The sequence below is a fragment of the Desulfoplanes formicivorans genome, from assembly GCF_001748225.1.
Taxonomy (GTDB): domain Bacteria; phylum Desulfobacterota; class Desulfovibrionia; order Desulfovibrionales; family Desulfomicrobiaceae; genus Desulfoplanes; species Desulfoplanes formicivorans.
In genome coordinates, this window is record NZ_BDFE01000015.1 from 96,948 (window position 1) to 109,256 (window position 12,309).

General features: G+C 56.2%; 10 protein-coding genes, 2 tRNA genes and 1 riboswitch. Of the genes, 4 read left to right on the plus strand and 8 right to left on the minus strand.

The window, feature by feature from the left end; genetic code table 11:
- Positions 1–140: 140 nt before the first annotated feature.
- Positions 141–292: riboswitch (cobalamin riboswitch) on the minus strand.
- A 396-nt stretch (positions 293–688) separates the two neighbouring features.
- The 8 genes from qrcD to DPF_RS05405 all read right to left on the minus strand — a co-directional run bounded on the left by qrcD (position 689) and on the right by DPF_RS05405 (position 7,962).
- Entirely contained in the window at positions 689–1,921 is a 1,233-nt protein-coding gene (gene qrcD / locus DPF_RS05370) for a menaquinone reductase integral membrane subunit QrcD (RefSeq protein WP_069857845.1), read from the minus strand.
- Between the two features lie 3 nt (positions 1,922–1,924).
- Complete coding sequence (gene qrcC / locus DPF_RS05375; protein WP_069857846.1) at positions 1,925–2,692, minus strand: menaquinone reductase iron-sulfur cluster-binding subunit QrcC; 768 nt, start codon at positions 2,690–2,692, stop codon at positions 1,925–1,927.
- A gap of 18 nt (positions 2,693–2,710) precedes the next feature.
- A complete protein-coding gene (qrcB, locus tag DPF_RS05380; RefSeq protein WP_069857847.1) occupies positions 2,711–4,762 on the minus strand; it encodes a menaquinone reductase molybdopterin-binding-like subunit QrcB in 2,052 nt (683 codons plus the stop codon).
- A 16-nt stretch (positions 4,763–4,778) separates the two neighbouring features.
- Positions 4,779–5,294 (minus strand): menaquinone reductase multiheme cytochrome c subunit QrcA, encoded by a 516-nt coding sequence (qrcA, locus tag DPF_RS05385; RefSeq protein WP_231702138.1) that lies wholly within the window; start codon positions 5,292–5,294, stop codon positions 4,779–4,781.
- Positions 5,295–5,519: 225 nt separating this feature from the next.
- On the minus strand, positions 5,520–6,965 hold the full coding sequence (locus tag DPF_RS05390; RefSeq protein ID WP_088178315.1) for a mannose-1-phosphate guanylyltransferase/mannose-6-phosphate isomerase: 1,446 nt from the start codon (positions 6,963–6,965) through the stop codon (positions 5,520–5,522).
- A gap of 66 nt (positions 6,966–7,031) precedes the next feature.
- Positions 7,032–7,592: a dTDP-4-dehydrorhamnose 3,5-epimerase gene (rfbC, locus tag DPF_RS05395; RefSeq protein WP_069857850.1), complete on the minus strand. Its 561-nt coding sequence runs from the start codon at positions 7,590–7,592 to the stop codon at positions 7,032–7,034.
- Positions 7,593–7,765: 173 nt separating this feature from the next.
- Positions 7,766–7,856 (minus strand) — tRNA-Ser (locus DPF_RS05400).
- Between the two features lie 12 nt (positions 7,857–7,868).
- Positions 7,869–7,962, minus strand: a tRNA-Ser gene (locus DPF_RS05405).
- A gap of 175 nt (positions 7,963–8,137) precedes the next feature.
- Between DPF_RS05405 and DPF_RS05410 the strand changes: the two genes are divergently transcribed.
- From DPF_RS05410 to DPF_RS05425, 4 genes are all read left to right on the plus strand, one after another.
- A complete protein-coding gene (locus DPF_RS05410; RefSeq protein WP_083254492.1) occupies positions 8,138–9,433 on the plus strand; it encodes a homoserine dehydrogenase in 1,296 nt (431 codons plus the stop codon).
- A gap of 156 nt (positions 9,434–9,589) precedes the next feature.
- Positions 9,590–10,792 carry a cofactor-independent phosphoglycerate mutase gene (locus DPF_RS05415; protein WP_069858751.1) on the plus strand — a complete coding sequence of 401 codons (1,203 nt, stop codon included), beginning with the start codon at positions 9,590–9,592 and terminating at the stop codon, positions 10,790–10,792.
- 93 nt (positions 10,793–10,885) lie between these two features.
- Positions 10,886–11,305, plus strand: a complete 420-nt coding sequence (locus tag DPF_RS05420) for an acyl-CoA thioesterase (RefSeq protein WP_069857851.1) — start codon at positions 10,886–10,888, stop codon at positions 11,303–11,305.
- A gap of 131 nt (positions 11,306–11,436) precedes the next feature.
- Positions 11,437–12,225 (plus strand): amidohydrolase family protein, encoded by a 789-nt coding sequence (locus tag DPF_RS05425; protein WP_069857852.1) that lies wholly within the window; start codon positions 11,437–11,439, stop codon positions 12,223–12,225.
- Positions 12,226–12,309 lie beyond the last annotated feature (84 nt).

Consider the following 12,309-nt stretch of genomic DNA (forward strand, 5'->3'; position numbering starts at 1 on the left):
TTGTACACGTCATGGACGAGAAAAGCGTGCCCTTGTGCACGCTGGTTGCTGGATGATCGGGGAAGAAATGAATCAGGGAGCGAACATCCCTGATTACAACATGAATGGAATTCTCGCACCGGGTTGGTCTGAACCAACCGGGCGCAAAGATACTTCAGGCCAGGCGTCTGACTCGCACCGGTCGCGCTGATTTATGGCAGCGGATCTGGTGTTCACAGTGGCTGAACCGTTCCGGAATCCCACCGGATTACCCCAAAAGCCCCAGAGGGCAACCTGAAGACATGGTGACAAAGCTGTTTATCTATCTTTGCATTGCGTTCTTGGCAATATCAATTCACACATACGTTCATGCAATCCCACCATGCCTTTACCCAGGCTCGATATCCGAATGGCCTCTTTTCTTTCCAGAGCTGATTTATTTTTCCACAAGCATTACGCTTTTTTTCTGCTGATATCTCGCCATATCTTCATCTGACTCTTTGGAAGGACGATCGCAAGGTGTTTCTTCCCTGTTGTCGGGACAAGGGTTCAGCGTCCGAAACATTGGATACAAGGCCTATGTGCCGCATCCGCAGGCAGGCAGAGGCGGGCAGACTGCCACCGCTCCCTGGCACATGAAAAAAACAAGGCAGGACCGCCCGAGGACGACCCTGCCTTGTTATATGATCATGTATCTTCCTGCAGGAAACTAGGAGTTGAGCTCCTTTTCCTTGGGAAAGATGGGCAGATACCTGTAGGACAGGCTCATGAGCAACGCACCATAGGCCACAATCATGAGGGACGTGGACCACTCTGCCCAGTTGGGAATATAGACGTTCCAGACATCAAAGGGCATGACCGGATGGGCCGAAGTCTGCACCGTCTGGACGAACCGATTGATGACAATGCCCGTACAGTTGAGCAGGGCCGCAAGGTACATCAGACCATGGATTTTGCGGATGGCCGGAACCACCAGCATGATGGCAGGAATGACCCCGCAAAAGAGCAGTTCGGTCCACAAAAGCCATTTGCCGTAGGCAAGGCCGTAGAACATCTGGTCAAAGGTCAGCCCCGCCTTGGGCAGCAGGCCATTGGCCCATGCCCACGTATCCAGAATCTTCCAGAATATGTAGAAGGCGAGCAAAAGACCGGAGATCTTGGCCATGAGTTCTTTGGTAGCGTCATCCACAAGCCTCTTGCCGGACATGAGCTCCATGAGCTTGTTCACCAACAGGGTAAAGGACGGACCCGAGGCAATGGCCGAGGCAATGAACAGAAAGAAGGTCCACGGCCAGATGAAAAACCCTTCACGAAAGGCATAGGGACGGCCGAAAAGCACGCCGTACATGCCACCCAGGGAACCCTGATGGAAAAAGGACAGAAAGGTACCGATCCCTGCAAAAAGCGGCATGTACACATGGAAATTGTGGGCCAGATGATGCAGGAAACGATTCTTGTTGAGGACCCGGTTTTCCAGGATCAGGGGAACGTATTCGATGATCAGGACCGTACAGTAACAGGTGATACAGAAGATAACTTCCGTGAGCATGGAATGGACATTGGGATGCCAGTATCCGAACCATGCCCGCAACGGCTGACCAATATCAAGGACCAGGACCATCATGGCTCCCGAATAGCAGAGGAACCCGATGATGACCGTGAGGTTGATGATGTTCTTGAGCTGGTCAATGCGCAGGATATACCGCAAAAACCCGGTAAAAAAGGCTCCGGCACCCAGGGCGATGACCGCCAGGTCAAAGGTGATCCACAAACCAAATCCGAAGTAGTTGTCCAGACCGGTCGTACCCAGTCCCTGCGAAAGGATGACATAGGCGCCGTAAAGTCCCCAGCCAAGGAAGATGCCCACAAATGCCAACCAGAGCAGAAACCTGCCAATTGAACACCGTTGTACCCCTTCGGGTATCCAAGCTTTATCAATCATTGCCTACGCTCCCTTGGTCTTTTCGGTTTTGAGGTAGTTGTCACCCTGACGGCGGACCCACTCCCTTTTGGAATAGTAATAGACCTGCGGGTCAGTACCCAAACGCTCCAGGAGCCTGAACGCGTATTTTTCATGGGCCATCTTGTAAACCGTGTGCTCGGGGTTGTTCAGATCGCCGAAATGCATGGCCCCGCTGGGACAGGCAGCCACACATGCCGGGATGTAATCGTTTTCTTCGAGATGCAGGGGATCACGTCCTTCGGCCCTGGCAAGCTCCTTGGCCTCGGCATACTTATGGTGGCAGAAGGTACATTTCTCGGCCACACCACGAGGACGTACGGACACGTTGGGAGTCAGGGTCTTTTCCATGCCCTCGGGCCAGATGGGATCATACCAGTTGAAGTACCGGGCATGGTAGGGGCAGGCGGCCATGCAGTACCGGCAACCGATACAGCGGGGATAGATCTGGCTGACGATCCCGCCTTCCTCGTTCTTGTCAATGGCCGTAACCGGACAGACGGTCATGCACGAAGGTTTGCCGCACTGCATGCACGGACGGGGAAGATAGGCCACATCATGATCGGGATAGGCCTTGCCGTTGGTCAATTCGTACACAAGCATCCAAGAAAGCGTGCGCAGCTTGTTGGATGAATCAGTGGTAGGGGCAATATTGTTCTCGGCCTCGCAGGCAACCATACAGGCACCGCAGCCCGTACACTTGTCCAGGTCAACGACCATGCCCCAGCGGATTTTCGATTCTTTATGCTCCATTATGGACTACCTCTCTCCTTAGGCCCTGGTGATTTGTACCTGGGGATTGCCGAACAGGGACATACCGGTCCCGGGTTCAGGCTTTATTTCCATCAGCTTGTACACATTGTCGCCCTTGTTCTTGGCAAACTCGTCCCAGGCCGTGTGACCGAACCCGAGGGGCATGGCGACCACACCGGGCATGATGGATTCAGACAGGGAAACAACAGCCTGACAGGAACCGGCAGCGCTTCTGGCTACAATGGCCTGCCCGTCTCTGACTCCGAGTTTGCCGGCCGTGGCCCTGTTCATCTGGGCGCACAGGATATTGTTCTTGAGTTCGGTGTCCCTGATGGTCAAAACGCCAAAGGGAGTCGTGGGCATACCCGCTGTTCCCAGGTGCAGTTTGGCCATGGGAGCAAGCACGAGGTCGTCAGCAGCACGGGGAACCCCCAGGGCACGGAGACTCTCGTTCCACAGGGCCAGACCATAGCCGTTGGTGGAGGTTGCAGCCACCCAGGCCGTTCCCTCGACCAACTCGTCCCAATCGGCACCCAGGGCCTCGGCCTTGGCCTTGAGAGCATCCTCAAAAGAGCTCACGCCCAGATCAATGCCTGTTGCTGCAGCCAGTTCCAGAAGCACGTCAGCAGCGGGCCGGGTGTCGAACACGGGCTCCACGATCGCCGGGGAAACCGTGTAATTGGCCTGTCCGGAACCAAAGGGTGTATATACGTCATCCATGGCCTCGAGAAAATAGGATGCAGGCAGGATGAGATCAGCCATGGCAGCGGTTTCATCCATAAAGGTGGCAAAGCTGACCACAAAACCGCTTTTTTCCAGGGCCTTGGCGACCATATCGGGTTGCGGCAGGGCATAGGCGGGATTGGCGTCCACAATGAGCGTCACCTTGGGGGCCTGGGCCTTGCCCTGGGCCACGGCCTGGACATATCCGGCCGCATCACGGGCAAGCAAGGTATCCCTGGCCGGTGCGTTGGCAACCACCTGCGGGGCAAAGGGAATATCCCTGACTCCTCCCCTGGCGTTGATCCGTCCAAGAAGCATGTTCAGGGCCAGCCCCATGGCCGCACCCATGGCATCCGAACCCTGGCCCATTTCCGAACCGGTAAGAACCAGCGGCCGCTTGGCCCGCATGAGTTCTTCGGCCATACGCTTCATGGTCGCTTCGGAAACCCCCGTTGCCTTGGCAATGCGGGAAGGCGGATTGGTGACCGTGACGAATTCGCTGAACGCGCCGTAGCCGGGCATATCCATGCCCTTGCCGGCCTTGATGAGATATGCCGCAATTCCCAGAGCCACAAGGGATTCACGCCCGGGCTTGCAGGCAACCCAGGTTTTGGACGGGATGGAGGTACCGGGCTTTTGCACCGCGCCCACATAGACATACGCGGCCTTGTTGGCGGCCATGGCCTTGCCGTTGCGGACAACCGTACCCCAGGATTCATTGATATCGCCACCCAGGCTGAGAACATAATCCGCGTTTTCCAGATCATAACCGGGCGTTCCCTGCCCACCAAGCATCTTCCAGGCGGTGACGGCCGGAGCGGTTTCACCAGACATGAGAAAACACTTGTCAGATCCCAGACCGGCCAGCAATCCGGCAAGAATGTCTGTCGTGGTTCCTGTTTCATCCCCGGTGATGGCGCAGACATCACTGCCCGCGCTCTTGACCTTGGCGGCCAGGAGTTTGCCGGCCTCGTCCCATGAAATGTTTTCAAATCCGTTGCCGGACTTCTTCATTGGCCCCTGAATGCGTGACGGGCTGTACAGCATCTGCACGCTGGCAACGCCCAGGGGATCAATGCCTCCCTGACTCAGGGGGTGGTCCGGATTGCCTCTGGCGGTAAAAGGGCGTCCTGCAGCGGTTTCAACCAGAATGCCATAGGCGTCGGAGCCAAACTTGCAGGCCACGGGCTTGTTCACCCGCTCGCCATACTGCAATTTGGGAATCCACGGCCAATTCTGGCTCCAGATGGAAACATCGTCCAGGAACTTCCATACCATGGGGGTACAGAGGATCCCGCCTGTGCCGCCAGCCAAAAACGCTATAAAACTTCTGCGATCAAGTCCCATAGTTCTTTATCCTCTTTTATTTATGGCACACATAGCAGGCATTACTGGCGCCGTTCTCGGCATGACAGCGCTCACACTGCCACATCTTCATGGTCTGTTTGCTGTACCCGGTCAGTTTGTTTTCATAATAGACCGGCGGGGTATCCACTTCAGACATGTCCATGTGACAATCCGTACAATCGAGATCCGCATGGGCCATATGCGAAAAGTACACGTTGTCGGGTTGCTTCTGGTAAACGAGCCATGGGACTTCCTTGCCTTGAGCCACATACTTCTCGACAAATTCGATTTCTGCGGGATCTTCGCTTACAGCCTCTTCATGACACTCGGCGCACTGTTCCGTTGTTGGCAACCCGGCATAGGATCCATCATCCCGAAAAGAGTGACACTCGTCACACCCCATGCCCTGATCCGAGACATGCACGTTGTGACTGAACCTGATCGGCTGTGTCTTTTCGGAAAAAACCAATTTGGGGTAGCCCCACCACCCCAACGCCACTGCCGCCACAAACCCAACTAAAAGGGGCAGCATGATGCAGCTTTTTTTTCTCCGCACGTTCATTACCTCCATACCCGATTTCGCATCCTTTTCGTCGAGCCAAGGATACTGATTTGAAAAAAACATCCACCATTTGCCCGGCTAAAATTCGGGCACACGTTATAGAACACCCCAAACGGGTGTCAAGCGCAAATGAAAAAATTCACGATCTCAAGCCAAAGCACACGGTCTCGGACAGGGCCGGGATTCGCTGCCGGATCATGACTTTTCTGCATCTCTGGGCTTGATTCTGCCGTACACATCATCAAAGCGGACAATGTCGTCCTCTTCCAGATAGGGACCGGTCTGGATCTCGATGATCTCCACAGGAACCCTGCCGGGATTGGCCAACCGGTGGGTGGCCGTCTTGGGAATATCAATGGACTGATTTTCCGTGAGCAGATACTCGGTATCATCAACCTCCACCTGGGCGGTGCCGGCAACAACCACCCAGTGTTCGCTGCGATGGTGATGCATCTGCTTGCTCAGCTTGGCCCCGGGCAACACCTCAAGACGCTTGATCTTGTAATAGGGACCTTCCTCAAGAATGGTATAGCTCCCCCACGGACGGTAGACAGTGAGATGCGCCTCCACCAGACTGCTCTCTTCCTTCTTGAGCATCTCCACCACATTCTTGACCTTTTGGACTTCACCCTTGTCACACACCAAAGTGGCGTCCCGGGTCTGGACCACCACCACATTGTCCAGTCCCACGGCAGCGAGCTTGCCGCCCGAAGAATAGAGCAGACTGTCCTTGCAATTCAGGGAAAGAACATTGCCGCTGACCACGCACCCGCTCTCGTCCTTGTCCCCCATCCGGTACAAGGCTTCCCAGTTGCCCAGATCGTCCCAGCCGAAATCGGCAGGCACCACGGCGATGCGCTCGGCACGTTCCATAATGCCGTAGTCAACGGATTCCTCGGGGATGGACCCGTACCCGTCTTCAAGGGGGCGCTGGTCACGACTCTCCCACCAGGCAAAAAGCTCGGGCTGGAATTGCTGCACAGCCTTCATAAAGGGCGCTATGCCGAACATGAACATCCCGCTGTTCCAGGAGTAGTTCCCGCTGGCCACAAAGGCCTCGGCACGCTTGCGGTCAGGTTTCTCCACAAACCGTTTGACCTCGAACCCGCCCGGTTCAAGGGGTTCGCCCTGTTCGATATAACCGTACCCGGTCTCGGCCTTGTCCGGGGTCACACCAAAGGTGACAAAATAATCCTTCTGGGCAAGCTCCTTGCCCAGAAGCAGGGCCTCCTGCCACCTGGCCTCGTCCCTGATCTCGTGGTCCGAAGGGAAAACAGCCACAACAGCCTGTTCATCCTGCATGGCAATACGGTCCATGGCCAGAATGATGGCTGGCAGGGTGTTGCGTTTCATGGGCTCGCTCAGAACCTGCTGTTCCAGGGTGGGATTGATCTTCTTGAGCTGGGAACGGACCTCGAAAACATGTTCTTCGTTGGTCACCACCCAGATTTTCTCGGGCCCAAGGATGTTCAGCACCCGGGAAACCGTTTGCTGCAGCAGGGAAACGGTCCCATTGAGGGGAAGGAGCTGTTTGGGAAAAAGGGTGCGGGACAAGGGCCATAATCTGGTCCCGGAACCTCCCGCCAAAATCAGGGCGTGACAATTGTCCCAGGAATTGCTTGTTGCGGATGCGTCACTCATGAGCATAAACCTCGTGTACCGTTGAAGTTTGTAGGAAAGTGTCAAGAGGTTGTCGCTTCATTCACGTCAGTAGGGGGTATAGACAAAAGGGGAATCAAAGTCCTTCATCAAGGGCAATCGCGTATCCTTTTCCGAAAGAATGGGCTCATCAACGGGCCAGGGGATGCCGATATCCGGATCGTCCCAGCGCAGGCCACCATCATGCTCCGGCGCATAAAACCCATCCACCTTGTACTGGAACTCGGTCATGGGCTCCAGGGTGACATAGCCGTGGGCAAAGCCCTTGGGTATGAGCATCTGCTTGAAATTTTTACCGGAAAGCTTTTCACCGTACCATTGGCCGTAGGTGGGAGAACCCTTGCGAACATCCACAACCACATCATAAACCGAGCCGCGGGTCACGCGTACCAGTTTGGCCTGGGCTGCCGGAGGCGTCTGAAAATGGAGGCCCCGAAGCACTCCCACCTGTTCTGACCGGGCATGGTTGTCCTGAACAAAATCGCAGTAAATACCATGGGCGATAAAATCCCGCTGGTTGTAGGTCTCCACGAAAAAGCCCCGATGATCCTGAAATACCTTGGGCTGGATGACCCACAATCCCGGAAAACGTGTTGGTATGATTTCCATATGTGCACCACAAGAAAGAGTAAGGAAAAAGGCCTTGTAACCCCATACCGGGACCGGCAAGGCTTCACGTGGCTGTAAACGAAAACAGGGGATGAAACAAGAAAAACAAGGGGGGAGAAAAAAGAAAATCCCGACCATTACTGGAACGGGACAGGGATGCATGCATGAAATAATGGCGGAGGGCTAGGGATTCGAACCCCAGATACCCGTGAAGGTATGCCGGTTTTCAAGACCGGTGCAATCAACCAACTCTGCCAGCCCTCCGGGCAAAAAAAATGGCGGAGAGGGAGGGATTTGAACCCTCGATAGAGGTTTTGCCCCTATACACGCTTAGCAGGCGCGCGCCTTCAGCCAGCTCGGCCACCTCTCCTTGAACAGCGGAAGGCAGTACCTATCCAAATCACCCAGCATCGTCAACTCTCTTTTGCCGGTTTTCCCCCAAGATGATTTCTGGATAAGCGAACGGTTTTTTGCTATATGATTCTTTCTCGGTACTTTTCCAGCCACAAAAGCTGCAATCGCCCCACGCAACGAGGAAAATCATTTTGAATCGACCATGCATCAACCTGGCCGTCGCCGGTTTCGGCACCGTGGGTACGGGTCTTGCCAAAGCCATCCGGGAAAACGCCGAATGGATAGGTCGCCGATTGGGAAAAACCCTTCGCATCCACACGGTTCTTGTGAGGGATATCCACAAGAACCGCTCCTTTATCCCCGATCCGGACACCGCATTCACCAGCGATCCCGAAACGTTTCTGAACACGCCGGATATCGATATCGTGGTGGAGCTCATGGGCGGGACCGGTCTGGCCCATGAAATCATTGCCAGATCTCTGACCATGGGCCGCTCCGTGGTCACGGCCAACAAGGCTCTGCTGGCCGAACATGGCAGTGAACTCTTTGCCCTGGCCGCTCGCAACCATGCCGGCTTGTACTACGAGGCCAGTGTTGCCGGCGGCATTCCCATTGTCCAGACCCTCAAGGAAAGTCTGGCCGGGAACCGCATCAGGAATCTGCTGGGCATCCTCAACGGCACGGCCAACTACATCCTTTCGGAAATGACTGCCAAGGGCCTTGATTTTCAGGATGCCCTGGCCATGGCCCAGGCCAAGGGGTATGCCGAAGCCGATCCCACCTTCGACATCCAGGGCATTGACGCGGCCCACAAGCTGACCCTGCTCATCCGTCTGGCCCATGGTCAGGACTATCCCTTTGCCGATCTCGCTGTAACCGGTATCTCCCAGGTCCAGGCCCTGGACATCGCCCTGGGCGGAGAATTCGGATACAAGCTCAAACTTCTGGCCCAGGTTTCCCATACGTCGGGCAAACTTCTGGCAGGGGTGTTTCCCGCATTCATTGCCAAAAACCACATGCTCGCCAAGGTCGAAGGCCCCTTCAACTCCATCCTTCTGGAAGGCAATGTGGTGGGCCCCATCATGCTCTATGGCCAGGGCGCAGGGGATCTGCCAACAGGCAGCGCTGTCCTGGCCGATATCATGGCCCTGGCCAAGAACCCCACCACGCCCAATAATACGGGTTTCCCCGAACCGGTCCTGCCAGCGGCAGACATCCTCGACCCCATGCTCTCCCTGTCCGGCCATTATTTCCGGTTTTCGGTTCAGGACAGACCCGGCGTGCTCTCGGCCATTGCGGGCATCATGGGCAACAATGCCATCAGCATTGCCCAGGCGGTCCAGAAACAAACGGACGATCCGGCCAAGGGGGTCTCCATTGTCTTTTTGACCCACAAGGCCCTGCTCAGGGATGTCAAAAAGGCCATGACCGAAATCGATGCATGCGATTTCATCATGGCCCCCACCGTGCATTACAGGATTGTTTGATCACGGGAATAAGAGCCGCGTACCCTTCGGCCAGACGTAAGCCGAAACAGCCGGTCCTGTCGGACGTTCCCATGCCCACGGCATGACAACGCACCTGTACGCATCCATGCACCCGATAACGCATGCACAAGCATGTACAACCCCATCCATTCCTTCATGAAACAACTACTCGTTCTCGTTGCCGACGGTATGGGCGATTGGCCCCTGGAAGCACTGGGCAACAAAACCCCCCTTGAGGCGGCCCATACCCCCAACATGGATTTTCTGGCTGCAAACGGCTGCATGGGCACCTGCCAGACCGTGCCTGAAGGCATGCAACCGGGATCCGACGTGGCCAACATGGCCCTGCTCGGATACGCGCCCGAAACCTATCACACGGGCCGGGGGCCCATTGAGGCGGCCGCCCAGGGTCTGGAACTCGACCCTGACGATCTCGTCTGGCGGCTCAACCTGGTCACGGTCTCGGGATATGACCACCAGGCCACCATGCTCGACTATTCGGCCGGGCATATGGACACCAAGGTGGCCCGGGAGATCATCACCCATCTCCAGGACCAACTGGGCGACGCAACCTTTACCTTTTACCCGGGTATCCAGTACCGCCATCTGCTGGTTCAGAAAAAAGGCAGGACCGCGCCGGAAGCCGGATTGAGCATCAATCCGCCCCACGACATCACCGATCAGCCCATTGCGGCCGATCTTGGCGCCTATGCGTCCAGTACGCGCCTCATGAACCTGTTGACACGCGCCAGGGAGCTCATGGCCCCATGGTCGAACAGATGCGCGGCCAATGCCATCTGGCCCTGGGGACAGGGAACTCCCCTGATGTTGCCAGGGTTCGAGTCGACCTTTGGCCCCAGAGGCGGGATCATCTCGGCCGTAGATCTGGTCAAGGGCCTTGGCCGGGCCGCCGGCATGGAGGTCATGGAGATTCCCGGTGCCACCGGATTTCTGGATACCAACTATCAGGGAAAGGTGGATGCAGCCCGCATGTTTCTGGACCAGGGTGATTACGTGTACCTTCACGTGGAGGCCCCGGACGAATGCGGTCACATGGGTGACCCGGCCAAAAAAATCCAGGCCATTGAGGACTTTGATGCCAAGGTTCTCGGCCCCCTTCTCCAATCCCACGGCCAGCGGGATATGCTCTGGGTCCTCACCTGCGATCATTTCACCCCCATTGCCCGCAGAACCCATACCACCGACCCGGTACCCTTTGTCATCCACTCGGCAGGGATCACGCCCAGCCACCACAGCACCAGGTTTGATGAAGCCCAAGCCGCCAGGACCGGTCTCCTTCTGGATGGAGGCCCGACCCTCATGGCAACCATACTTGATTGGGCGGGGTGGAAAGCGTAAACCATCAGGCAGCCATCCCCCAGGGGCCCGTGGATCCGGATCAATCAGGGTTCACGGGCCGACGCAGACCTTCATCTCCAACCCCTCACCGCCATGAAACCATCCACCACCTTTCCCACTCCCGACGCCTGGCTCGAGCACCGCGTCTCCTACGGCGAAACCGATGCCATGGGTGTTGTCTATTACGCCAACTACCTGCACTGGTTTGAAATGTCCCGAAGCCTCTACATCCGCGAGCTGGGCATGAGCTACCGTCTCATCGAGGAAAGGGGGATCTTTTTGCCCGTACGCCAGGCCTCATGCCGCTATGTGGCCCCGGCCCGCTTCGACCAGCTGGTTCAGATCCATGCGGCCATCAGCACCTGGACCAGGGCATCCCTGACCTTTGTGTATGAGGTTACCGACAGCCATAAGACCCGTGTACTGGCAACCGGATCCACCCAGCACGCTGTTGTTGATCCCCACGGCAAACCGTGCAGAGTCCCCCACTGGTTGTGGGAATTGTGTACCTGAGGTGCCTGGCTTTTGCCACGAAACCGTCCGAGTCCGCGCCAATGTCCCTACTTCCCTGCTGTCGTTTGCATGCGCCAGCATCGTTCAAGCCTCCGGGAATCTGATTCCCGGATTTTTTTGGTGGTATCATCATGTCACTGGATATTCACACCCACGCTTTTCATCCCAAAATCGCCAACAAGGTTCTGGCCCAACTTGAGGGCCATTATCGCATCCATCCAACCGGCACAGGCACGGTGGAGGATCTGCTGCCGCGGCTGCACAAGGCCGGAATCAACCACGCGGCCGTGCATTCGGCAGCCACCAAACCCGACCAGGTCATCCCGGCCAACAACTGGGCCATGGCCATGCAAAAAAACCATCCCCAGCTGATCTCCTTTGGCACCATCCATCCCGGCTATGCCCAATGGGAAAAGGAACTGGACCGCCTGGAACGCAATGGGATCAAAGGGCTCAAGATCCATCCTGATTTTCAGGGCTTTTCCATGACAGACAAACGCCTGGCCCCCATCTATGAAGCCATTGGAACCCGTTTTGTCATCATGCTTCACGTGGGCGACAACAAACCACCCGAGGAAAACGCCTCCAGCCCCCAGAAGGTGGCCGAGCTCATCAAAAACTTTCCCTTTCTCACGGTCATTGCAGCCCATTTCGGGGGCTACCACCACTGGGAATACGTCTGCGAGCACCTTGCCGGCAAAAACGTCTACCTGGACACCTCAAGTTCCCTGTTCACCATTCCCCAGGACCTGCTGGAAGCCATCTTCAACACCCACCCCAGGGAACGGATACTTTTTGGCAGCGACTACCCCCTGTTTGACCCCAAAGATGAAATTCAATTGCTTGCTCAACGGCTGCACCTCAAGGATTCGGAAATCCAGGACCTGCTGACCAATGGGGAAGCATTACTGGATTTGTAAGAAAAGCCCGCCCTACCAAACAAGCAACGGCCGCCTTTTCCGTAGATGCAGAAAAGGCGGCCGTTGGGTTATGTCGCCTCAGGT

Coding starts and splice junctions, on each gene's coding strand:
- qrcD (WP_069857845.1), bottom strand. CDS start 1,921: ATGATTGATAAAGCTTGGATACCCGAAGGGGTACAACGGTGTTCAATT.
- qrcC (WP_069857846.1), bottom strand. CDS start 2,692: ATGGAGCATAAAGAATCGAAAATCCGCTGGGGCATGGTCGTTGACCTG.
- qrcB (WP_069857847.1), bottom strand. CDS start 4,762: ATGGGACTTGATCGCAGAAGTTTTATAGCGTTTTTGGCTGGCGGCACA.
- qrcA (WP_231702138.1), bottom strand. CDS start 5,294: ATGCTGCCCCTTTTAGTTGGGTTTGTGGCGGCAGTGGCGTTGGGGTGG.
- DPF_RS05390 (WP_088178315.1), bottom strand. CDS start 6,965: ATGAGTGACGCATCCGCAACAAGCAATTCCTGGGACAATTGTCACGCC.
- rfbC (WP_069857850.1), bottom strand. CDS start 7,592: ATGGAAATCATACCAACACGTTTTCCGGGATTGTGGGTCATCCAGCCC.
- DPF_RS05415 (WP_069858751.1), top strand. CDS start 9,590: ATGAAACAACTACTCGTTCTCGTTGCCGACGGTATGGGCGATTGGCCC.
- DPF_RS05420 (WP_069857851.1), top strand. CDS start 10,886: ATGAAACCATCCACCACCTTTCCCACTCCCGACGCCTGGCTCGAGCAC.
- DPF_RS05425 (WP_069857852.1), top strand. CDS start 11,437: ATGTCACTGGATATTCACACCCACGCTTTTCATCCCAAAATCGCCAAC.